This window comes from Flavobacterium johnsoniae, from assembly GCF_030388325.1.
Lineage (GTDB): Bacteria > Bacteroidota > Bacteroidia > Flavobacteriales > Flavobacteriaceae > Flavobacterium > Flavobacterium johnsoniae_C.
In genome coordinates, this window is sequence record NZ_CP103794.1 from 3,298,452 (window position 1) to 3,320,881 (window position 22,430).

A 22,430-nucleotide genomic window follows, 5' to 3' on the forward strand; every position below is an offset into this window, starting at 1 on the left:
TTTTCTGAAAAAGACCAGATCAATGTCATATTTGTGATAATGATCTGGTCTTTTTTTTATTTCTAAAAAAGTTTAAGAGTTTAAAAAAAACACTTTTTGATGTTTTTAATAAAATACTTACATGATTTTTGTTTTAAGTGAATGATTTAACTATCATGTTTTTAATGCTTTGCATTTAAGAAAACGTTTTTGTTAACATTTTTTTTGCAAAAAGACTGCAAAAAATTTTCACATTAAAATTTTTAATTTACCTTTGTTCTATCAAATTAGTAGAATTTAAAATAATGAGCACTTTAAGATTACCTATTATCGATTTCACTTCTCATAAAACAACTTTCGGCATGTCTTGCCGAATGCGCCGCTGCTAATATTCCCCACTTAATAATCAAAAATCTATTTTCTCATAGGATGAATCCTTTTACGGAGGTGAAATCGTGTATAAAAGCCAGTTTAAAAAGTATTAACCAAATAAGAAGTAAAAATGAAAAAACGAATGTGTAGATAAAAAAAGAAAACCATTTCTGCTGGAACAGAAATGGCGAAGCTTAAAGAAATTGTACATCTCTAGAAGAAAGCAAAAGTGTAGTAAAACTGTCCTTTTGCACTTCATTTATTAAACTAAAACAAAGTAATGAAAAAAAAATTAGAAAGATATACATGGTTATGTATTTTGTTGATTTCCATAGGAGTTAACGCGCAAGAAACGAAGCCATTGATTCAGTCAAAATTAGAAGGAATCGTAATTGATGCTGTTACAAAGGAGCCCGTTATTGGAGCTTCAATTAACATAAAAGGAACTACACACGGAGTTCAGACAGATTTTGATGGAAAATTTTATTTCCAAACCGGTCAAAAGTTTCCTTATACTTTAATAGTTAGCTTTTTAGGCTACAAAAGAACAGAAGTTGTAGTCGATAAAAATGCTGTAGTTATTGAACTTACAGAAGAACAAAATCAGTTGTCGGAAGTTGTGGTTACGGCTTTAGGTATTTCTAAAGAAAAAAAATCTTTAGGATATACAACTCAAGCACTTAAAAACAGAGATATTGCCGAGACAAAAGAAACGAATTTCTTAAACAGTCTTAGCGGAAAATTAGCTGGTGTTCGTATCACAAATTCTCAAGGAGATATGGGATCTTCTCGTATTATTATTCGTGGAGAAACTTCGATTGCTGGAAATAATCAGCCATTATTTGTGGTAGACGGTGTTCCTGTAGATAACTCGCAGTTAGGAAGTGTTGGTGGAGCAACGCGTGACTTTAAAAATGCAATTGCAGATTTAAACCCGAATGATATTGAAACTTTAACTGTATTGAAAGGACCAAACGCGGCGGCGCTTTACGGATCTCGTGCGGCGCATGGAGTTGTTTTAATTACTACAAAATCAGGAAAAAGCCAGAAAGGTTTAGGAATTACTTTAAATTCTGGTATTACAATTTCTCAGGTTGCTACTTTGCCAAGTTTCCAAAATTCATACGGACAAGGTTCAAACGGAAGATTTAGTTTTGTTGATGGAAAAGGTGGCGGAATAAATGATGGAGTTGACGAAAGCTGGGGACCAAGATTAGACGGAAGACTTATTCCACAATTTTACTCAAATGGAGTAGCAGTTCCTTTTGTTGCACATCCAAACAATGTAAAAGACTTTTTCAATACAGGAGTTACTTACGACAATAGTATTTCTGTTGCTAGATCAGATGAAAAATCAGATTTTCGTTTAGGAGTAAATAATCAAAAACAATTGGGAACGGTTCCAAACAGTGAAGTAAATAAAACAAACTTTACGATTAACACCAATTACCAGATTTCTAAAAATATTAAAGTAGGAGTTACAGGAAATTATATTACAACTAATGCTCCAGCTTTACCAGGTGGACCTTCTGGAAACCGTGCTGCGGGTGTAATGCTTCAGTTTCTTTGGTTTGGTCGCCAGGTTGATATTAATCAGCTTCAAAGCAACCGTGATGTTAACTGGAACAACAGTTACTACAGCAACCCTTATTGGAATGCTTATTATAATACTACAAGTCAGCAGCGTAACCGTTTTATTGGTGATGTGCACTTGGACGCGAAATTGGCTGAAGGTCTTAATTTCAGATTCCGTACAGGAGTTGATTATTATAATGATAGAAGAAAATATACTATTAAATACGGTACAAACGGAACGCCATTCGGATCGTATGCTGAAGATGCTTACACGGTAAACGAACAAAATACAGAAGGTATTTTTACTTATACCAAAAAACTAACGGATGATTTTAGTTTAGACGCTCTTGCCGGATTTAATATTCGTAATCACAGCGATGCAAACAATTATCAAAAAGCACCACGTTTGGCGGTACCAGATTTATACACTTTGACAAACTCTAGAGACCCGTTGACATCTTCGAATGTATTATCGAGATTGAGAGTTTATAGTGCTTATGCATCTGCTCAATTAGGATATAAAAATTATGCTTATTTGAACTTAACAGCGCGTAACGACTGGTCTTCAACATTGCCAAGCAGTAATCGTTCTTATTTTTATCCTTCGGTTAACGGAAGTTTGGTTTTAACGGAAGCATTAAAAATTAAAAGTAATACACTTGATTTCTTGAAATTACGCGGAGGATGGTCTGAAGTAGGAAATGATGCAGATCCGTACCAATTATCGACGATTTATAATTTCCAAACAGCATTTGACGGAAATCCAATTCAAACTTCTTCACAAAAGAAATTGAATGAGAATTTGAAACCAGAAACAACACGTTCTACTGAAGTTGGTTTAGAAGCTACTTTCTGGAAAAACAGATTGCATTTTGATGTTGCTTATTACAACACAAACAGTTTCGATCAGATTTTAGAAATCAAAACAACGGCTTCAAGTGGTTATAATTCACAGTTAATCAATGCAGGAAAAATAAATAATAATGGTATTGAAATTCAGTTAGATGGAAGCCCGATTCAGACAGAAAACTTCAAATGGAATATTGGAGCAAATTATTCTAGAAATAGAAGTAAAGTGGAGATTTTGGATTATGCAAAACAGATTCAGAACTATACAATAGGTTCTTCAGGAGGAGTTGATGTTTTGGCATCTGTTGGACAAGCTTATGGAGCACTTTACGGAACTGCTTATTTACGCGATGCCAGCGGAAATATCGTAGTAGGAGCAAACGGATTGCCAAAAGCAGATCCGACGAAGAGAGTTTTAGGACACTATACCCCAGATTATCTTGCTGGTGTTACGAATACTTTGACTTATAAAAACTTAGAATTATCATTTCTTGTTGACGCAAGTGTTGGTGGAGAAATTTTCTCAGGAACAAATAGAACTGGTACTTATACAGGAGTATTAGCTAATACATTGCCAGGACGTGGAGCCGAAAATGGTGGTTTAAATTATTACTTAAACGGTACAACAAAAACGTTAGTTAATGGATCTGCGCCAGCTGGAGCAACAGTATATGATGATGGTATGATTTTTAATGGAGTGTACGAAAACGGAAGTCCGAACACAACAGTACTTAGCGCTCAGGAATATTATAAAGCTTCATACAACATTAGTGAAGCTTATATATACAGTTCAACTTTTGTAAAAATGAGAGAAATAAAATTGTCATACAATTTCACAAAAACATTTGCTAAAAAACTGGGATTAGAAGGAGCAAGTATTACTGCAGTTGGACGTAACTTATTTTTCATCTATAAAGATGCGCCAAATATCGATCCTGAAACTGCTTTCAATACAGGAAATGCACAAGGTTTGGAAAGTTTGGCTTTACCAACAACGAGAAATTTCAGTCTTAACGTTAATCTTAAATTCTAAAAACACGAAATCATGCTAAAAAAGCTATCATATATAATCTTATTCGGATTGACACTGACGTCATGCAGTGATACTTTGGATGATATTAATAAAAATCCGAACGCTACCGAAACTCCATTAGCGCCTTATTTGCTAACTGGAACATTAAAACAAGGAGCCGATTTATATTGGGGTTCAGACAACAATTTTAACTCGTCTTTGCTATTTGTTCAGCATTGGGCTAAAATTCAATACACAGAACCAGATAGATACGATGTTTCTAATACGTCTTTCACTTCTTTGTGGAATACAGGTTATGCAACCTTAATTACAGATTTAAATACAATAATTAATTTTCCAGATGCACAAGCAAATTCAAACTACAAAGGAATTGCTTTAACGCTTCGTTCTTGGACATTTCTTTTGCTGACAGATGCTTACGGAAGTATTCCTTACAAAGAAGCTGGATTGAAAGTAACGCCTGCTTATAATACTCAAAAAGAAGTTTATACAGGTTTGCTAGAAGATTTAAAACAAGCGCAATCTTTATTAAGCACTTCAAACGGTACTGTAACGGGTGATTTAGTTTATAAAGGAGATATTGCAAAATGGAAAAGATATGTAAATTCACTTCGTTTGAGAATTGCGTTGAGAATTTCTGATAAAGAACCTGCTTTGGCTAAACAAGCTGCAATTGATGCAACTAGTGATGCAGCAGGAGTATTAAGCAGCAATGCTGATACTTTCAAATTTACTTATATCAGTTCACCTCAGCAAAATCCTGCTTCTGCTTGGTTCGAAACTCGTGATGATTTCCGTATTTCCAAAACTATGGTTGATAAGTTAAAAGAATTTTCAGATCCGCGTTTGCCAGTTTATGCACAATTGCCATCAGATGCAAGTGTTGGTACTTACGTTGGAGGAGCAAACGGATTATCTAACAGCGATGCGAATAATCAAGGTTTTGCTAAAACATCGAAACCGGGAACTTATTTCTTGACTTCAACTTCGCCAGCTGTAATTTATTCTTATTCTGAAGTTTTATTTAATCTTGCAGAAGCGGCGGCTCGCGGATATATTTCTGGAGATGCCGAAACACTTTATAAAAATGCGATTACAGCATCATTTAATCAATTTGGTATTACTGATGCAACAGCGATTTCTAATTATCTAAATCAGGCTAGTGTAAAGTACGATGCTTCAAATTATGCTAAATCAATTGGAACTCAAAAATGGATTGCATTTTATGGACAAGGTCTAGATGCTTTTACAGAATGGAGAAGATTAGATTATCCTGTATTAACTGCTGGTCCAGCTACAGTTTTGGACGGAAAAATACCTTCTCGTTTCTTTTATCCTGGAACTGAGCAATCATTAAATGGAAATAGCTATCAAGCGGCAATCGCTGTTCAAGGAAAAGATTTGCTAACAACAAAATTATGGTTTGACGCTAAATAAATTTTAGATAATAATCTCAAAATAGATAGTCCTGCATCAGTAATTGGTGCAGGATTTTTTGTTTGCTAGAATGTTAAAGTCGGCTTTTTAAAGGAAATTTTAACAGTTAAGTATCGCATTTTCAAATATTTATTATATCTTTAACACTTGAATATGGGAATTGTATAAACTTTCCGTATAATTTTGCAGCATTAAAGTATGAATAGACACCCAAATCTTTTTTTAACTTAAACTATTGCCTTCTATATGAGAATATTTTTTATGGCACTGCTTTTTTCTTTAACTTCCTTTACAACCTACAACGTAACGGAGAAGAAAGATATATTAGATGATATTGCATTCGCAAGACTTAACGAGCATGTAAACGAAATTAAAGAGTTTACTAAATCGAACCACAAGTACAATAGCAAAATTGCTTTTCTTGTGGATATGAAAATCAAATCGGGAAAAAATCGCTTTTTTGTTTACGATTTAGAGAACAACCAAATTCTAGATCAAGGATTAGTTGCGCACGGATCTGGTTCAGAAACTGGAATTAAAGGTGATATCCTTCAATTTAGCAATGCTCCAAATTCAAACTGCACTTCTTTAGGAAGATATTCTGTAGAAAAAGCTTATAACGGCGTATTTGGAAAAGCTTTTAGACTTGCTGGTATGGATGAGACCAACAACAACGCCATGAAAAGAGCTATTGTGTTGCACAAATACAGAGAAGTTCCTACAGACGAACAAGGATACTACATTATCAACAGTCACGGCTGTCCAATGGTAAGCGAAGTGTTTTTCAAAAGACTTGAAAAAATTATCGACAGTTCAAATTCAAAAATTTTACTTTCCGTTTATTATTAAAATGCCGAAAGACAAAAAATAAAAAAAGAGCACCCATAAAGTGCTCTTTTTTCATTTCAAAATTCAACTAGAAAAGTTTATCCCAAGGATTATCAGTTCGGAAAGGAACAGCTGGTAATCCTTCTTTATTTATAAAATTAGATTGTGCGGCTTCATTCCACCCGAAACGAGCTGAGACTGGATGAGAAATTTCTGGTGCAGAAAGAATTATTTTATCTCCTTTTATTTCTGCTTGCGCTTTTACAAATTTCCCATCACTTCCTGCAATCGTAAACCAACTAAGAGGTTTTTCGTCGCGACTTGCTAAACCGCTTCCTATTTCAGAAAAAGTAATTTCTATAGTATTATCAATAACTTTCATTTTTTCGTAAACAGGACCAGACCAAACGATATTTTTTTGTCCATAAGTTTTATTTGCAGCAAGAAGACTTAAACGTCTGCCAATTTCCCATTTATATCCAGGATGAAGATCTGCAATGCTATCAACCAAATCGGTAATTGCAATTGTGTTGGTATTCTTTAAATGAAGTGCCAGTTTTTGCGATTCCCAAAATTCCGGAAGCTGTTCAGCACTATGCGGGCGCTCGTCTTTGGTAGTCGAATAGGCGTAAGGGGCAAGCTGTACAAAATAAAAAGGTAAATTTTCATCATTCCAATCATTTCTCCAGCTTTCTATTAACGTTTTAAACTTGTAAGCATAACGAATATTTTCATTCAGAAAGCAATTCGATTCGCCTTGATACCAGAGAAATCCTTTTAATGTGTAAGGAATTAAAGGTTGAATCATGGTATCATAAAACTTTCCAGAATCGCCGCCATCTGCGCTAAGTTTTTCTAATGTTTTGCCATTTTTCAATTTAGGAGTTATTTCCATTTTAGAAGCCTGAATCCAAGGCTCAATTCTGCTTCCTGGAACTGCGGCAGAAATCATTCCGATAGGAACGTGTAATTTGGCATACAAATCTTTAGCAAAATAATATCCTACGGCAGAAAAATCTACTAAAGGTTTTCCCATTGCAGCATCCCAACCTAAATGTTCAGGACTTGGTTCCATATATTTTCTGCGATCTAAAAAAATACGGATATACGTATTGTCTGCTTTATTCAAATCGTCTTCTGGCGGTTTGTATCCTTTCGTGGCTGTTTCAAATTTGCTATATTTTCTCATAGCATATTCCATATTTGACTGTCCAGAACAAAGCCAGACTTCGCCAATTAAAATATTTTTTAGAATAATAGTATTTGTTCCTTTTATCGTCATTTCGCGTGGCGTAAAAGAGGCTTTCATAGGTTTTAGTTTCAGCGACCATTTGCCCGAAGTATCAGCAATCGTTGTTTTGTTTTGTCCAGCAAAATCTACCGATACTTTTTCGCCCGCGCTTGCAGTTCCCCAAATTGATACTTCTTTGTTTTGCTGCAAAACCATATTGTGTCCTAAAATTTTTGGAAGTGTAATTTGGCTGAAAACATTGAAGTTTAAGACAAGAAAAATACTTAAAAACGATAAAGTCAATTTGTTGGAATTCATTTTTTCTTTTTTGAATAGTTTCAAAAATAGCTAAATATAGTTTGGCATGTGTCCTGTTGCATCCTGAAGCTTTTTAATATCAAAGTTTTAATATCTGGACTACTTAATAATATAAAAACTGTATCAGTTTGATATTCCAATGTGATCCTATTTTTGTCTCGCAATAGTGCAAAAACTAAAAAGATAATTATTATGGAAACGAATGAAAAAAAATTCTCATCAAAAGATTTTCATCAGACTTTTGCTAGACCAAGTTTTACAATGCCTGATAAATTAATTCATCGAAATGTTGAAAATGCAGGCGAACACAATCAGTTTTCTACAGAACGAAAACATCCAGTATTTTTTGTAGATCTGCCAAGTAAAAATGTAAGTATGACAATTGGTGGATTATTGCCGGGACAATTGACTAACAGACACAGACATACTTACGAAACGCTTTTGTATGTTATTGAAGGTTCAGGTTTTACTGAAATAGAAGATCAGAAAGTAGAATGGAAAGCTGGCGACGCTGTTTATATTCCAGCATGGACATGGCACAGGCATCAAAATTTAAGCGAAACAGAAAACGCAAAATATATCGCTACTGAAAATGCGCCTCAACTACAGAATTTGGGAGTAGCATTGAGAGAAGAAGAAGGAAGAGATTTATAAAGAAAAAGACATACATGAACGATACAAAATTTAAAGGCATTATTGCTTATCCGATCACACCATTTGATGAAAATGAAAAAGTAGATATTACTTTATACAAAAATCTCTTAGAACGTTTAATAATTTCAGGTTCTCATGTTGTTGCGCCATTAGGAAGTACAGGAGTTATGCCTTATCTAAATGACGAAGAAAAACTAGCTATAACAACAGCCACAGTTGAACAGGTAAAAGGAAGAGTTCCGATTTTAGCTGGCGTATCAAATCTTACTACCGAAAGAACCATTTTTCATGCAAAAGAAGCAGAAAAGGCTGGAGTAGATGCCGTAATGATTATTCCCATGAGTTACTGGAAACTGAGTGATGATGAAATTATAAAACATTATGATGCTGTAGCTAGAGAAATTTCTATTCCTATAATGGCTTACAATAATCCAGCAACAGCTGGAATTGACATGTCTCCGAAATTATTAAAACGCCTTTTGGAAATTCCGAATATTACGATGATTAAAGAAAGTACGGGAGATGTTCAGCGAATGCATTATTTAAAGAAAGAATTAGGAGATGATGTAGCTTTTTTTAATGGATCAAATCCATTGGCGTTGTCTGCTTTTGCAGCGGGAGCTACCGGTTGGTGTACAGCTGCGCCAAATTTAATTCCAGAGTTGAATTTAGCCTTATATGAAGCTGTACAAAAAAATGATTTTAATAAAGCTCAAAAATTATTTTATAAACAAATTAATCTTTTAAAGTTTATTGTTGAGAAGGGATTGCCTAGAGCAATAAAAGCTGGGTTAAATCTTCAAGGTATTGATGGAGGACATTTAAGAAAACCTCTTCAATCATTGGAGAAAGAGGAAATTAATCAGCTAGAAACTATTCTGAATTCTTTTAAATAATGAGAATATAAGCCTGCAAAATAAAACTTTGCAGGCTTTTTATTTAATGAAATTCTATTTAAATCCCTTTCCAGATTTTGCAATCGCAATTCTAGAACTTTCTACAAATTCAACAAGTTCAAATTTTTTAAGTTCTTTTATCAGATTAATACTTTGTATTTCTTGAACCGTAAATTCAAATATGGTATAAGTGCTGGCAACAGAAAGATGTTTCGCATTATATTTTCTAAGAATATCATTCAATTTTTCATTTATAATAATTTGATTGGTAGGAATTTTAAACAAAACCACTTGTGTCCAAACAATCTCTTGATTGGTATGATAAGTACATTTAAAAACTTCTATAATTTTTTCTATTTGAAGCGCAATATTTCTAACTGTATCAGGAGTTTCAGTTATTAAAATCGTGTATTTATAAATATCATCAATTTCACAAAGCGAAATATTGAGACTTTCGATTTTAATATTTCTTCGCGTAAAAACGAGTGAAATTTTATTGATTAAATCAAATCGGTCTTCTGTGTAAATCGTTAAGTTGTGTTGTTCTTTCATTTGTTTTTTTTCAAATCCGTTTAGGTTAATTTTAATTTTGAAGTAAAAAAAAACCTTTCTCGTTTTGACTGAGAAAGGTTGATTATAGACAATATAATTCCGACTCGTCAAAAGAGACAGGTAATAATAATTGCGCTAATAATAATTGAAGTTAAATTTTTCATGTTTTATCAAATAAAAAAACCTCCCGTTTGAGGGAGGTTTTTTATGTATAGTTCGTAAACTTAATTAAAAAAGACACTCCTCACGATTATCGCCGATAATTGTGTTAATGCTAATAATAATTGTAATTAAGTTTTTCATTTCTTTTTTTATTGAATGGCAAATGTAACTATTTTTATTAAACAGAAAACTTTATTTCGAAATTGAGTTCTTATTTTTTTAAACGAAATAAAAAGGTATTAATTGATTTCTTAAATTTGTTATAAGGACAAAAAACTTTTCATCATGCCAATAATTGAACAGTCAGAATATAATTTTCCTTCTTTAATGCATCGAAACAGGCATATTTCTACTATTTATGCGGCTTTGATCAAAAAGTTTGATGTTCCAGAATACACAAGAACAAAACACGAACTAGAAGACGGTGATTTTATTAATATCGATTTTATAATTAATGATTCTAAAAAGGCCGTTATTTTATGTCATGGTTTAGAAGGCGATTCTAGAAGAACTTACAACAATAGCTGTGCAACTTATTTTCAACATAAAGGCTTTTCTGTTTTTGCCTGGAATAACAGGACTTGCGGCGGAGAAATGAATCGTCTTCCTAGACTTTATCATCATGGTGCGGTAGATGATTTGGATGAAGTGGTGCAATTTGTTTTAAATCAAGGTTTTGAAGATGTTTATTTAATCGGTTATTCGATGGGAGGAGTGCAGCTTTTGAATTATTTGGGCTGGACAAAAATCGATCAACGCATAAAAGCTGCCGTTTCGATTTCCGTTCCGACGCATATTGCAACAAGTGCACAAGTTCTTAAACAAGGTTTTAACAAAGTTTATTTAAAGAATTTTACAATAGACATCAAAAAGAAATTAAAATACAAAGCGGCACAGTTTCCAGATTTTATTAATAGCGATCAGATTGATAAAATTACTTCTTTTGATGAAGTAGATCAGTATTTTACGGCGCCGCTTCATGGTTTTGCAAGCCGCGATGATTACTATCAGCGTGTTTCTCCAGAATTTTCTCTAGTTAATATTACTACGCCAGTTTTGATTATAAATTCGCTAGACGATCCTTTTTTAGGAGAAAGATGTTATCCGAGAGCAATTGCTAAAGAAAGCGCTTATGTTTATCTCGAAACTCCAAAATACGGTGGACATTGTGCTTTTCCTTTAAGAGATTCTACTTATTCATATGCAGAAAAAAGAGCTTTTAATTTTTTTGAATCCTGTAAATCTGCTTAGAATTCTACTATTTTCCAGTTTTATTATGCTTTAATTCAACTTTAAATTTGCCATAATAAGGATTTTCAGCCATTAATGAATGTCCAATTACTAAAATAGTTTTTCCTTTTTGATTGAGTTGTGTTTTTAAGTCCATTCCAAAAGGTCCGTCTGAAGTTTTATCAGGAAAAATAATTTGATTGAAACGAATATTAGCTTTTTCAGTATTTGGAATAATTGTCGCATTTAGTTCGCCCAAATCTTCATTATCAAATTTTATGTAAATTTTAGAATGCAGAGAATCTAAAACTCCTTCCGCAGCAAATGTTTCTTTTTCATTTTTAAAATTCATAAAAATAGTATCGCCAATCTGTTTGTTTTCTTCTTTTTTCTGCTCTTTAATTTCTTTTGTAGCAGTAGAATCTGTAGAAGAAACAACAGTGTTTTTATTCTCTTTTTGCTGACAAGAGAAAAAGAAAATAACGATTAGAATTGGCAGAAGATTTTTCATGATAATAATTTTAAAAAACACTCAAATCTACTTTTTATTAAAGCAAAACTGTTATACAATCTTTGTTGTATTTTATATTTTACATCTTCTTAATAATGAGATTGAAAAATGTAGTTTTTTCTTATAGTTATTGAAAATTTAGGTTTTAAAAGTAATATTAGTTTAAATCGTATTTAAAAGACAAATCACCGCTATTGAATAAATTTGACCGAAATGTAAATTGACATTTTGCATTTACAGTATTTCGCCCCAAATATTTTTTAAAATGAAAACAATACAATTTAGAACCGACGATCTCACACAATATACCGTTAACATTTCTCAGATTACCTGTATGTTTACAGCAGAAGAATCTCTTGGAACTTGGATTTATTTAAGCTGCGGAACTCGTTTAAAAACTTTGCTCACGCTTGATCTTGTTTGGGAATTGATTAATAAAAGTTAATGACTTTTAGTTTTTAAAAAGTAATTGCGCTTTAAAATCTGCTTTAGAATACCTATTTTTACCATTATCTAATGGCTCATTTTGTATCAAAAATGACCAAAATCAATTAATTTGGTATGAAGACTAGGAAAAGATTTTTGTCTCATTTGACAATGTTGCTGCTATTATTTTTTGGAACTCTAAATGCACAACAGAAATTTACAATTGTTGCTGCGGCAAATCTTAAAATAGCTTTAGACTCTATAAATACGGTTTTTAAGATTCAAAATCCTGGTATAAATCCGCAGATTACTTACGGAGCTTCAGGAAAGTTTTATGAGCAGATTTCTAGTGGCGCGCCATTTGATTTGTTTTTTTCTGCCGATATGGATTATCCCAATCAATTGGAAAAAAATAAATTTACAGCTTCAAAAGTAAAAATGTATGCCGTTGGAAAATTGGTTATTTGGAGTAAAAAAACAGATCCAAACACTAAAAAGATTAATAGTCTTTTAGAAACTTCTGTTCGTAAAATAGCAATCGGAAATCCTTCAACTGCGCCTTATGGCGAAAAAGCTGTAGAAAGCTTGAAATTTTACAAAATCTATGATAAAGTAAAAAGCAAGTTAGTTTTTGGAGACAATATCACGCAAGCGACTCAGTTTGTAACAACCGGAAATGCAGATATTGGCATCACGGCTTTATCTCTCGTTCTTACGCCAAATATGAAAAAAGAAGCGGGACGATATTATATTATTCCAGAAAAAAGCCATTCTCCTTTAGAACAAGGATGCGTTGTATTGAAACACGGGAAAGACAATGCAAATGCTTTAAAATTTTATAACTTTATATCTTCAAAAAAGGCAACTTCGATTTTAAAATATTACGGATACGACACCAAAACGAAATGAATATATTAAAAGGAAATATATCTGAAATCCAATCTTATGAAGGCATTTCATTAGTAAAAGTCAAATTTCATGATTTTATTTTTTCTTCTATAGTTTTAGATACTCCAGATTCAGCCGAGTATTTAAAAGAAAGTCAAGCGGTTAAAATTATTTTTAAAGAAACAGAAGTAATTATTTCTAAAGATTTAAATCCGCAAACTAGTGTTCAAAATCAAATTCCGTGTATCGTTAAATCTGTAAAAAAAGGAATATTGCTTAGTCAGATTAATTTAATTGCAGATCAGCAAAATATACAATCCATTATTACCAGTAACGCTTGCGAACAACTGAATTTAAAAGAAAATGACAGCGTGATTGCCTTAATAAAAACTAACGAAGTAAGTTTATCTGCCGATGATTAATTTAGATCCTTTATGGCTCACAGCAAAATTGGCTTTATTCACAACAATTATTCTGTTAGTGGTTTCGATTCCGCTTTGTTATTGGTTGTGTTACAGTCGGTTTAAATTAAAAGCTGTGATTGAAGCTCTTATAAGTCTTCCTTTAGTTTTGCCACCATCTGTTTTAGGTTTCTACCTTTTAATTGCTTTTAGTCCAGAAAATGCTTTTGGAAAATTTTTATCTGATTATTTTGATGTAAGATTGGTTTTTACTTTTGAAGGATTAATTCTGGCTTCGGTATTGTACAGTTTGCCTTTTATGGTAAATCCGATTTTATCGGGATTAAAAAATCTGCCGCCTGCTTTACAGGAAGCCTCTTTTACTTTAGGAAAATCTCGATTAACGACCATAACAAAAATATTACTTCCTAATATTCGTGCCTCATTATTTACGGGTATAATTATGACATTTGCCCACACATTAGGAGAATTTGGAGTAGTTTTAATGGTTGGAGGAAGCATTCCAGAGGAAACAAAAGTAGTTTCGATTGCAATTTATGAAGAAGTTGAATCGATGAATTACGATAATGCCAATATTTATGCAGGAATATTATTCGCGTTTTCTTTTTCTATTCTTTTGGCTGTTCATTTAATTCATAATAAATCCCGAAAAACTTCTCTTTATTAATGATACAGATTGATGCCTATAAAATGCTCGAAACAGCAAATGGAAAATTGCCACTGGATATTTCTTTGACTATCGAAAAAGGACAATTTGTTTCTATTTATGGAAATTCGGGAGCAGGAAAAACAACAATACTTCGCATTTTATCAGGTCTGACCAAAGCAGAAAAAGTTACTATAAAAGTGGAAGAATCAATTTGGGACGATTCTAATAAAAAGTTTCATCTTCCTATTCAAAAACGTTCTGTTGGATTTGTATTTCAAGATTTTGCCTTATTTCCAAATTTAACTGTAAAAGAAAATTTGGAGTTTGCTTTATCTAAAAATGATTCAAAAGAGATTGTTTGCGAATTAATAGAATTAATGGAATTGCAATCACTTCAAAACAGCAAACCTCAAAATTTATCTGGCGGACAAAAACAACGTGTCGCTTTGGCGAGAGCAATTGTTCGTAAACCCGAAATTCTTTTGCTCGATGAACCGCTATCAGCTTTAGATGATGAAATGAGATTTAAACTTCAGGATTATATTTTACAAATTCATCAAAAATACAATTTAACTATTTTAATGGTAAGTCATTCCATTTCAGAAATTTTCAAACTTTCGGATAAAGTTATTATTCTTGATCATGGTAAAATTATAAAAGAAGGAACGCCTCAAAATGTCTTTTCAGAACAAAGAATAAGCAGTAAATTTCAAATTACTGGAGAAATAATAAGTATTGCTAAAAGTGATATTATATACGTTGTCCAAGTTTCTTCTGGAAATAATATTATAAAAGTTATTGCGACCGAAGATGAAGCACAAGAATATAAAATCGGACAAAAAGTGTTAGTGGCTTCCAAAGCATTTAATCCTATAATTCAGTTGCTGACATAAAAATCAAAAAAAAATCGAATTACTTATTTATTTTTAAGTATAAATACTTATTTTTACAGAATTGAAACTACGTAACAAACCAAAATAGATTTTTTTTAACCATCAGTATTCATTTTAAAACATACTGAAAATACCATTAATCATGAAACTAAAATTTGCAGTATTTATGCTTCTTCCGCTGATTGGATTTTCGCAACAAAACAAGAAAACCGACACGGATTCTCTAAAAACATCAAATATTTTTATTCTAGGCGAAGTAGTAATAACTCAAAATCAAAACAGAGACACTTTGAATAGAATTACATCAAAAAAAATGGAATCTCAAAACAAAATGGAGGTTTCAAAAGCATTAAATCTGCTTCCTGGCGTAACTTTAACAGCGTCGGGACCAAGAAACGAGTCGATGGTTTCTGTAAGAGGTTTTGATTTAAGGCAAGTGCCAGTTTATATGGATGGAATTCCGGTTTACGTTCCTTATGATGGTTATGTTGATTTAGCCAGATTTACAACTTTTGATTTGGCGGCGGTAGATGTTTCAAAAGGATTTTCGTCTGTGCTTTACGGTCCAAATTCTTTAGGCGGAGCCATTAATCTTATCTCTAGAAAACCTTTAAAGAAGTTAGAATATGATGGTGCTTTGGGGGCAATTAACGATAATGGTTATCGCGGAAACATCAATATTGGATCTAATCTCGGAAAGTTTTATTTGCAAGGAGGTTATTCTTATTTAGATAGAAATTCGACAAGAATGTCTTCTGATTTTGTTCCGATGAAAAATGAAGATGGCGGACAAAGAGATAATTCCTATCGAAAAGATCAGAAAATAACTTTCAAAATAGGATGGACTCCGAATAAAAAAAGCGAATATGCATTGGGTTATATCAATCAGCAAGGAGAAAAAGGAAATCCTGTTTATGCGGGAAGCGATACCAAAAATTCACTTTTAGTAAATCCGCGTTTTTGGCAATGGCCAGTTTGGAATAAAGAAAGCTATTATTTTATTTCGAATTCAAATCTTGACGATAAAAATAGTTTAAAGACTAGAATTTACTATGATAAATTCAAAAACACGTTGAATAGCTATGATGATAAAACATATTCAACAATGACTAAAGGATATGCTTTTCAGAGTCTTTACGACGATTATACTTATGGAGGAAATGTAGAATACAATACGCAAATTATACCAAAAAATGAATTTAAAGCTGCAGTACATTTTAAAGAAGATGTTCACAGAGAACATAATTTGGGAGAACCAGTGCGTCATTTTATTGACAATACCATTTTATTCGGAATTGAAGATGTATTTAAGATTTCAAATAAATTTACTGTAATTCCAGGCGCTAGTTATAATATCAGAAAAAATATTCAGGCTCAAGATTACAATAGTACAACCAAAGTAATTTCAGATTATCCAGCGGCCGCTGCGAGCGATGCTTACAATTTGCAGATCGGACTTTTTTATCAGTTGAACGAAGCTAATAAACTTGGAGCAACAGTTTCGCAGAAAACAAGATTTGCAACCATAAAAGATCGTTATTCTTATAGAATGGGAACCGCTATTCCGAATCCAGTTTTAAAACCAGAAGAAGCATTAAATTATGAAGTTAATTATAGTGCGACTTTCTTAGAAAAAATCACTTTTCAAACAGCATTATTTTATAGTTCTATTACCGATGCAATTTTAAGCGTAAGCAATGTGCAGCCTGGAAAATCGCAAATGCAGAATTTTGGAGAAGCAGAATATCGTGGAGTTGAAGCACAGATTAATTATTCGATTTTGAAGAACTTGTCTTTTAACGCCAATTACACTTATATAGAAAGAAAAAATATTACTAATCCAACGATTCATTTTACAGATGTTCCGAATACAAAAGTTATGGGAACTTTAGAATATGAACCTCTTAAAGTTTTGCGTTTAATTGCCAATGCAGAATTTAATTCGGCTCGATTTAGTACAAGTTACGGTACACGAGTTCCAGATTATACGCTTTTAAATTTTTATGCTTCGGGAAAAATATTGAAAAATTTCAGCCTTGATGCCGGAATAAGCAATATATTCGATAGAAATTACAGTTTGGTTGAAGGATTTCCAGAAGAAGGAAGAAATTTCTTTGTAACGCTTCGTTTCTTTAATCAATAAAAAAATAAAGAGTTAATAGTGAATATAGAATCACATTATAGAAAAATCATTTTATTATTTGTGTTAGTGGCAGCCGGAATTTTTATGGCTGCCATTGATATAAAACCTCTATATGTTGATCCTTATAAATTAGAATATCCAGATTATTTTGGAAATAGAATTAGTATTCCAGAAGATAATCCAACGACTAAACAAGGCGTTTATTTAGGAAGAATGTTGTTTTATGAAACAAAATTATCTTCGAGCAAAACAATTTCTTGCGCAAGCTGTCACCAGCAAAAACTTGCTTTTACAGACGGAAAAGCATTTAGTTCTGGTATTGATAATATGCCAACAAAACGCAGTTCTATGTCATTAGCAAATCTTCTTTGGGTTCGAAATTTTTTTTGGGACGGAAGGGCGAAGGGTTTAGAAGAACAAGCAAAGTTTCCGCTTAATGATCCTCACGAAATGGGAAATTATGTAAACAAAGCGGTAAAAGAACTTCAGAAAACAAAAGAATATCCAATTCTTTTCAGAGAGGCATTTGGTTCTGCGGAAATAACAGGAGACAAGATAACTAAGGCAATTGCGCAATTTGAACGTACTTTAATATCTGCCGATTCTCGTTATGATAAATATTTAAGAAATGAATATAAGCCTTCTGAACAAGAACTAAAAGGCATGGAATTGTTTATGAATTCGCCAATTCCAGAAAAGAATATTAGAGGTGCAAACTGTGCGCAATGCCACGGAACGCCCAAAATGTATATGGAATTATTTCATAACAATGGTCTTGATGAAGAACCAAAAGACATTGGTCGTGAGGAATTTACTGGAGCAGCAAATGACAAAGGAAGATTTCGAGTTGCAACGCTTCGAAACATAGCGCTCACTGCGCCATATATGCATGACGGAAGATTTAAAACTTTAGAAGAAGTATTAGATCATTACAATGAACACATTATTGCCAGTAAAACTTTAAGTATATCTTTAAGGAATAATTCTAACAATATAAATGGAAAAAATCTAGGATTGACAACTGACGAAAAATCAAATATTATAAGTTTTCTTAAAATGCTAACGGATTCAACATTTATTAGTAATCCAAAATTTTCTGATCCGCATTTAAAGCACGCAATCAACAATTAAAAATAGCGAAAATGAAAAACGAACTTTTATCCTTTGTTTTAATAACAACATTATTTTTTTCAAGTTTTCACAACAATGTAGTAGCACAAAATTCTTCTAAAGAAGCGGTTTTAAAAGTAGAAGGAGAGGTTTTAAAACCACTTTCTATTAGCGCTTCAGATTTTGCTAAGATTCCGCATGTACAAGCTAGTATGAAAAATCGTGAAGGAAAACTGCAAGAATATTCAGGAGTTCCAATTATTGAAATATTGAAACAGGCTGGAGTAACGTTAGGAAAAGAACTTAAAGGAGAAAACTTAACTAAATACATGCTTGTAAGAGGAAGCGATGGTTATGAAGTTGTTTTTTCATTAGTAGAACTAGATCCAGCGTTTACAAACAGAATTATCATTTTGGCTGATATGAAAGACGGAAAACCATTAGAAAATGGAGTAGGTCCGTTCCGTTTGGTCGTGCCAGAAGAAAATAGACCTGCGCGCTCGGTTTTAGAGGTATCGCATCTTATCATAAGGTTTGCTAAAGATTAATTAATGTTTCTTTATTATTTTAAAAAGTTTTTGATATTTTTTCTGGTTAAAGAATTAACTCAAATATTTAATTAAATTAGCGAAAGATTTTACAAAAGATAATCTCAAAGCTTATATTTGTTGGCATAGATTAAATTTGTAAAAAATAATATTATCTGCCATACATCCAAAAAACTAATTAATGAAAGAAAAAATTAAAAATTACTCTGTTGCATTTGTTAAAGAAATTATACCAGTAATTGCAGGAATTCTAATCGCATTATTTATTGATAATTGGAATTCTGAACAAAAAGATAAAGCTTATATTAATCAAGTATTTCTAACTATTGACAAAGAATTAAAAGAATCTAAAGAAGATATTGCAGAAATTATTCCGAAGCAGAAATCTTTAATTGATGCATTAGAAATGAATTCTGATAACAAAAGCATTACGGTTTTAGATATTATCAAGAAATCTAAAGGAATTTATATTCCGCAAATTAAAATTAATGGTTGGAAATCTGTTGCAAGCACTAAAATTGATTTAATTGATTATAAAAAAGTAACGTCACTTTCTAATATTGAAGAACTTAAAGGAACATTACATAATAAAAGCGAATTTTTAACGAGCTTTATCTACTCAAACATAAACGCTACGGATAAAAATGTAAAACAGACTTTAAAAATGATTCTTTTGGATATTGTTCAAACCGAAAAAGCGCTTCAGCAAAATATAGAACAACTCGAAAAATAATAAGTAATGTTGTTTCAGATTGTAACATGAAACAATTTTCTTAATTCTCATTTATATGAAAAGCTGAAAATGATATTAAATTTTGCTTTTCTTCTCATATTATTTTTAAATGAACTCCCAAGCACGTATTGAGTTTCTTCATTTCAAGCTTCATTTCCTCTTTTGATTCTCAAATGACCAATATAAAAAAGGTTGCATCTTATAAAATGCAACCTTTTTGCTATGTTTGAGAGTGATTGTTCAAATAAAAAAAATCTAATTTTATAAGTGTCAGTAATCTACGTTTTTATTTAGCTAAAATTATATTCTTTATTGAAATTGAATAAGGTCATCAACTTTTTAAATAATTATTTATGCCACTGCCAGATGAATTATACAATATAAAGTTTGCCGGATATTTCGAATCAATAAGAGAAATGTACGTGGCAGATAAAAAATTTAAAATGATATGCGATGACTATTGTGTAAGCATATCTAAGACTAAAAATTACGATAAAAGAATCGAAAGAAATCTTCAGCATAAATTAGAGTCTGAAAATCTATCTAGAGAATTGGAAGAGGAGATACTTTTCTATATAGTTAGAAATAGGTAATTTGAGATTCTCATTATAATTTTTACTTCTAGAAATTTTCCTCGTTTTTAGAACAGTATTAGAAAAAATAAAAACTTTATTTATACTTTTATTTATAATTATCTAATACTCCAAAACCATGAATTCTCAAAACCAAAAAACCGAAATAAATCGACGTAAGTTTTTGCAAAATAGTGCAAAATTTGTTGCAGCCGGAATGTACTTAGGTATGTTCGGTATGCCCAAATTATTCGCAAATGAGACAACAGATAATGTTGTAGCAAATATTCCTATTCCAGATGTTAAACTGAACAATGGCTTAAAAATGCCAATACTCGGTTTTGGAACATACGGACTCAGCGGAGAAGTATGCCAGCGATCTGTTGTAGAAGCTATATCAGCGGGTTACCGTCTTATCGATACCGCAAAAGTGTATGGAAATGAAGAAGCAATTGGCAAAGCAATAAAGCAAAGCGGGATTGACAGAAAACAGCTTTTTGTAACTTCGAAACTATGGGTTGATGATGCTGGTTACGAAAATGCTAAAAAAGGTTTTGAAGAAACTCTAAGAAAATTACAGCTTGATTATCTTGATTTATATCTGATACATCGTCCGAGAGGCGATGTAAAAGGATCTTGGAAAGCAATGGAAGAATTGTATAAAGCTGGAAAAATTAAAGCAATTGGTATAAGTAATTTCAATCCAGCTCAATTGGCAGATCTTTTGTCTTATGCCAAAGTAAAACCAGTTTTGAATCAGATTGAAACTCATGCTTATTTTCAGCAAAATAATGATTATAATGTCCTTAAAAAACATGATATTCATGTTGAAGCGTGGGCTCCTTTTGCAGAAGGAAGAAATGGTCTTTTTACAAATGAAGTCTTAACTCAGATTGCTAAAAAATACGGTAAAACGACTGCGCAAGTAAGTTTAAGATGGCATTATCAACGTGGTATTATTGCTATTCCGAGATCTTCGCAAAAACTACATATTATAGAAAATCTTAACATTTTTGATTTTAAACTCGATGAAGCTGATATAAAAGCAATTGAAAAACTTGATTTAAATAAAACCCAGTTCCCAGAGTGGAGCTAAACTATAAATCGAAAAGCCCATTTCTTAGGAAATGGGCTTTTTTTTTGCTTTAATAAAACATTATTAGAATCTTTTTCTTAATCAAAAATAAATCAGCTTTACTGGAAATTCTATAACATCTTGTTGAAATTTAATACTTTATAGTTTTTTTGTCATTTGTACCTTTAGTTGAGTATTAAAACTATTATTAAATCAAAAAAAAAAGTTATGGCTGAAATAAAAATTGAAAGAAAGAAAAGAGTATGGCCTTGGGTCGTACTATTATTGATAATAGCTGCAATTGTATACTACATTTACTTTGTAGATCATCAGAGTAATAGTGAAAGCACTATAGAAGTTGAAAACGTTAATTAAAAAAGAAATTATGGAAACTAAACATAGAAATTTATACAAACTAGACGAGTTATCTGATTATAAAGTTGCATCTAATTATTCTGACGTAAGAGGATGGAAAATTGTAGATGCCGACAACCGCACTATTGGTAAAATTGATAATCTTTGGGTAAATAAAGATATGGAACGCGTTGTTTATCTTGATGTTAAAGTAGATAAAGCACTTATAGAAGACAGCCGAAATGAAGTTCACGATGTTATAACCAACGAAAATAATAGAGAGATTGTCTATAAAGACGGAGACAGCCATATTATTATACCAATTGGATCTGTGAGTATAAATAAAGACACAAAGATTGTTATGGCTACCAATATTGGCTACAATACCTTTAGAAACACAAACAGGTATAACAGCGTCGACAATTTTGACAGGGAATATGAAAGAAGAGTAATGAAATCTTATTATCCTGAAAATGATCCAGACTCTGTATATTATAGTGATGATGACGGTTTTTACAACCGCAGAGAATTTGATAACAGATAGCTCTTTTTGTCAGACTTTACATACACTTGTTTATTAATAAATGATGATTGATTATGGAAAAGCAAATTATTGAACTAGAAAAAAAATATTGGAATGGAATGGAAAATCATGAGTATGAAACGGTTAAAAACCTAACGCTCTTTCCTTGTATAATTGCCAGTAAAAACGGTGTACAAAGTGTAGACGAATCTACGTTTAAAAAGATGTTTGAATCTGGTGATGGTGACAAAATCAAAGTAATGAGTATTTCTAATGTTGAAACGAAATTAATTGCCGAAAATACGGCGATTATAGGATATATAATAGAATTAGGAATTAAAGATGATAAGCAAAAACCTCCCATGAAATGTGCCTGCACTTCTACATGGATTAAACAAAACAGTAATTGGTTTTGTGCATTGCATACAGAGGCAGAATTGTCAAAGCAATAGATTCAAAAATATAAA

22 protein-coding genes are annotated in these 22,430 nt (G+C 32.0%); 19 read left to right on the forward strand and 3 right to left on the reverse strand.

All coding sequences use genetic code 11. The features are described 5' to 3' along the window. Positions 1-631: 631 nt before the first annotated feature. The 3 genes from NYQ10_RS14345 (at position 632) to NYQ10_RS14355 (ending at position 6,094) form a co-directional block, all read left to right on the forward strand. Positions 632-3,808: a SusC/RagA family TonB-linked outer membrane protein gene (locus NYQ10_RS14345; protein ID WP_289877028.1), complete on the forward strand. Its 3,177-nt coding sequence runs from the start codon at positions 632-634 to the stop codon at positions 3,806-3,808. A gap of 12 nt (positions 3,809-3,820) precedes the next feature. Beyond that, the gene (locus NYQ10_RS14350; protein WP_289877029.1) at positions 3,821-5,245 is read left to right on the forward strand and encodes a SusD/RagB family nutrient-binding outer membrane lipoprotein; all 1,425 of its coding nucleotides are present in this window, start codon (positions 3,821-3,823) and stop codon (positions 5,243-5,245) included. 246 nt (positions 5,246-5,491) lie between these two features. Next, complete coding sequence (locus NYQ10_RS14355) at positions 5,492-6,094, forward strand: murein L,D-transpeptidase catalytic domain-containing protein (protein ID WP_276173820.1); 603 nt, start codon at positions 5,492-5,494, stop codon at positions 6,092-6,094. A 67-nt stretch (positions 6,095-6,161) separates the two neighbouring features. On the opposite strand, the gene NYQ10_RS14360 is transcribed toward NYQ10_RS14355, so the two are convergent. Continuing rightward, complete coding sequence (locus tag NYQ10_RS14360; protein WP_289877030.1) at positions 6,162-7,622, reverse strand: sialate O-acetylesterase; 1,461 nt, start codon at positions 7,620-7,622, stop codon at positions 6,162-6,164. Between the two features lie 192 nt (positions 7,623-7,814). On the opposite strand from NYQ10_RS14360, the gene NYQ10_RS14365 reads away from it, so the two are divergent. Next, on the forward strand, positions 7,815-8,276 hold the full coding sequence (locus NYQ10_RS14365; RefSeq protein ID WP_289877031.1) for a cupin domain-containing protein: 462 nt from the start codon (positions 7,815-7,817) through the stop codon (positions 8,274-8,276). Positions 8,277-8,290: 14 nt separating this feature from the next. Next, on the forward strand, positions 8,291-9,172 hold the full coding sequence (locus NYQ10_RS14370) for a dihydrodipicolinate synthase family protein (protein ID WP_289877032.1): 882 nt from the start codon (positions 8,291-8,293) through the stop codon (positions 9,170-9,172). 54 nt (positions 9,173-9,226) lie between these two features. Here the strand turns inward: NYQ10_RS14370 and ilvN are convergent, their stop codons facing one another. Then, positions 9,227-9,724, reverse strand: a complete 498-nt coding sequence (gene ilvN / locus NYQ10_RS14375) for an acetolactate synthase small subunit (protein WP_289877033.1) — start codon at positions 9,722-9,724, stop codon at positions 9,227-9,229. 447 nt (positions 9,725-10,171) lie between these two features. On the opposite strand from ilvN, the gene NYQ10_RS14380 reads away from it, so the two are divergent. Further along, complete coding sequence (locus tag NYQ10_RS14380; RefSeq protein WP_289877034.1) at positions 10,172-11,137, forward strand: YheT family hydrolase; 966 nt, start codon at positions 10,172-10,174, stop codon at positions 11,135-11,137. 7 nt (positions 11,138-11,144) lie between these two features. Here the strand turns inward: NYQ10_RS14380 and NYQ10_RS14385 are convergent, their stop codons facing one another. Then, positions 11,145-11,627 (reverse strand): hypothetical protein, encoded by a 483-nt coding sequence (locus tag NYQ10_RS14385; RefSeq protein WP_289877035.1) that lies wholly within the window; start codon positions 11,625-11,627, stop codon positions 11,145-11,147. A gap of 265 nt (positions 11,628-11,892) precedes the next feature. On the opposite strand from NYQ10_RS14385, the gene NYQ10_RS14390 reads away from it, so the two are divergent. The 13 genes from NYQ10_RS14390 to NYQ10_RS14450 all read left to right on the forward strand — a co-directional run bounded on the left by NYQ10_RS14390 (position 11,893) and on the right by NYQ10_RS14450 (position 22,415). Continuing rightward, the gene (locus tag NYQ10_RS14390) at positions 11,893-12,072 is read left to right on the forward strand and encodes a hypothetical protein (protein WP_289877036.1); all 180 of its coding nucleotides are present in this window, start codon (positions 11,893-11,895) and stop codon (positions 12,070-12,072) included. A 116-nt stretch (positions 12,073-12,188) separates the two neighbouring features. Further along, entirely contained in the window at positions 12,189-12,962 is a 774-nt protein-coding gene (gene modA, locus NYQ10_RS14395) for a molybdate ABC transporter substrate-binding protein (RefSeq protein WP_289877037.1), read from the forward strand. Then, positions 12,959-13,363, forward strand: a complete 405-nt coding sequence (locus NYQ10_RS14400; RefSeq protein WP_289877038.1) for a TOBE domain-containing protein — start codon at positions 12,959-12,961, stop codon at positions 13,361-13,363. The genes modA and NYQ10_RS14400 overlap by 4 nt, the downstream gene beginning before the upstream one ends. Continuing rightward, a complete protein-coding gene (modB, locus tag NYQ10_RS14405; protein ID WP_289877039.1) occupies positions 13,356-14,030 on the forward strand; it encodes a molybdate ABC transporter permease subunit in 675 nt (224 codons plus the stop codon). The genes NYQ10_RS14400 and modB overlap by 8 nt, the downstream gene beginning before the upstream one ends. After that, on the forward strand, positions 14,030-14,905 hold the full coding sequence (locus NYQ10_RS14410; RefSeq protein ID WP_289877040.1) for an ABC transporter ATP-binding protein: 876 nt from the start codon (positions 14,030-14,032) through the stop codon (positions 14,903-14,905). Before modB ends, NYQ10_RS14410 begins: the two co-directional genes overlap by 1 nt. 142 nt (positions 14,906-15,047) lie before the next feature. Then, positions 15,048-17,048, forward strand: a complete 2,001-nt coding sequence (locus NYQ10_RS14415; protein WP_289877041.1) for a TonB-dependent receptor plug domain-containing protein — start codon at positions 15,048-15,050, stop codon at positions 17,046-17,048. A gap of 18 nt (positions 17,049-17,066) precedes the next feature. After that, positions 17,067-18,179: a cytochrome-c peroxidase gene (locus NYQ10_RS14420; RefSeq protein ID WP_289877042.1), complete on the forward strand. Its 1,113-nt coding sequence runs from the start codon at positions 17,067-17,069 to the stop codon at positions 18,177-18,179. Between the two features lie 11 nt (positions 18,180-18,190). Then, positions 18,191-18,706, forward strand: coding sequence for a molybdopterin-dependent oxidoreductase (locus NYQ10_RS14425; protein WP_289877043.1), 516 nt, complete (start codon positions 18,191-18,193; stop codon positions 18,704-18,706). A gap of 181 nt (positions 18,707-18,887) precedes the next feature. Next, positions 18,888-19,439, forward strand: coding sequence for a hypothetical protein (locus NYQ10_RS14430; protein WP_289877044.1), 552 nt, complete (start codon positions 18,888-18,890; stop codon positions 19,437-19,439). 353 nt (positions 19,440-19,792) lie between these two features. Further along, positions 19,793-20,032 carry a hypothetical protein gene (locus NYQ10_RS14435; RefSeq protein ID WP_289877045.1) on the forward strand — a complete coding sequence of 80 codons (240 nt, stop codon included), beginning with the start codon at positions 19,793-19,795 and terminating at the stop codon, positions 20,030-20,032. A 118-nt stretch (positions 20,033-20,150) separates the two neighbouring features. After that, positions 20,151-21,107, forward strand: a complete 957-nt coding sequence (locus tag NYQ10_RS14440) for an aldo/keto reductase (protein WP_289877047.1) — start codon at positions 20,151-20,153, stop codon at positions 21,105-21,107. A gap of 364 nt (positions 21,108-21,471) precedes the next feature. Beyond that, positions 21,472-21,984: a PRC-barrel domain-containing protein gene (locus tag NYQ10_RS14445; RefSeq protein WP_289877048.1), complete on the forward strand. Its 513-nt coding sequence runs from the start codon at positions 21,472-21,474 to the stop codon at positions 21,982-21,984. A gap of 53 nt (positions 21,985-22,037) precedes the next feature. Then, positions 22,038-22,415 (forward strand): DUF4440 domain-containing protein, encoded by a 378-nt coding sequence (locus NYQ10_RS14450; RefSeq protein ID WP_289877050.1) that lies wholly within the window; start codon positions 22,038-22,040, stop codon positions 22,413-22,415. Positions 22,416-22,430: the final 15 nt, after the last annotated feature.

Coding starts and splice junctions, on each gene's coding strand:
- NYQ10_RS14345 (WP_289877028.1), top strand. CDS start 632: ATGAAAAAAAAATTAGAAAGATATACATGGTTATGTATTTTGTTGATT.
- NYQ10_RS14350 (WP_289877029.1), top strand. CDS start 3,821: ATGCTAAAAAAGCTATCATATATAATCTTATTCGGATTGACACTGACG.
- NYQ10_RS14355 (WP_276173820.1), top strand. CDS start 5,492: ATGAGAATATTTTTTATGGCACTGCTTTTTTCTTTAACTTCCTTTACA.
- NYQ10_RS14360 (WP_289877030.1), bottom strand. CDS start 7,622: ATGAATTCCAACAAATTGACTTTATCGTTTTTAAGTATTTTTCTTGTC.
- NYQ10_RS14365 (WP_289877031.1), top strand. CDS start 7,815: ATGGAAACGAATGAAAAAAAATTCTCATCAAAAGATTTTCATCAGACT.
- NYQ10_RS14370 (WP_289877032.1), top strand. CDS start 8,291: ATGAACGATACAAAATTTAAAGGCATTATTGCTTATCCGATCACACCA.
- ilvN (WP_289877033.1), bottom strand. CDS start 9,724: ATGAAAGAACAACACAACTTAACGATTTACACAGAAGACCGATTTGAT.
- NYQ10_RS14380 (WP_289877034.1), top strand. CDS start 10,172: ATGCCAATAATTGAACAGTCAGAATATAATTTTCCTTCTTTAATGCAT.
- NYQ10_RS14385 (WP_289877035.1), bottom strand. CDS start 11,627: ATGAAAAATCTTCTGCCAATTCTAATCGTTATTTTCTTTTTCTCTTGT.
- NYQ10_RS14390 (WP_289877036.1), top strand. CDS start 11,893: ATGAAAACAATACAATTTAGAACCGACGATCTCACACAATATACCGTT.
- modA (WP_289877037.1), top strand. CDS start 12,189: ATGAAGACTAGGAAAAGATTTTTGTCTCATTTGACAATGTTGCTGCTA.
- NYQ10_RS14400 (WP_289877038.1), top strand. CDS start 12,959: ATGAATATATTAAAAGGAAATATATCTGAAATCCAATCTTATGAAGGC.
- modB (WP_289877039.1), top strand. CDS start 13,356: ATGATTAATTTAGATCCTTTATGGCTCACAGCAAAATTGGCTTTATTC.
- NYQ10_RS14410 (WP_289877040.1), top strand. CDS start 14,030: ATGATACAGATTGATGCCTATAAAATGCTCGAAACAGCAAATGGAAAA.
- NYQ10_RS14415 (WP_289877041.1), top strand. CDS start 15,048: ATGAAACTAAAATTTGCAGTATTTATGCTTCTTCCGCTGATTGGATTT.
- NYQ10_RS14425 (WP_289877043.1), top strand. CDS start 18,191: ATGAAAAACGAACTTTTATCCTTTGTTTTAATAACAACATTATTTTTT.
- NYQ10_RS14430 (WP_289877044.1), top strand. CDS start 18,888: ATGAAAGAAAAAATTAAAAATTACTCTGTTGCATTTGTTAAAGAAATT.
- NYQ10_RS14435 (WP_289877045.1), top strand. CDS start 19,793: ATGCCACTGCCAGATGAATTATACAATATAAAGTTTGCCGGATATTTC.
- NYQ10_RS14440 (WP_289877047.1), top strand. CDS start 20,151: ATGAATTCTCAAAACCAAAAAACCGAAATAAATCGACGTAAGTTTTTG.
- NYQ10_RS14445 (WP_289877048.1), top strand. CDS start 21,472: ATGGAAACTAAACATAGAAATTTATACAAACTAGACGAGTTATCTGAT.
- NYQ10_RS14450 (WP_289877050.1), top strand. CDS start 22,038: ATGGAAAAGCAAATTATTGAACTAGAAAAAAAATATTGGAATGGAATG.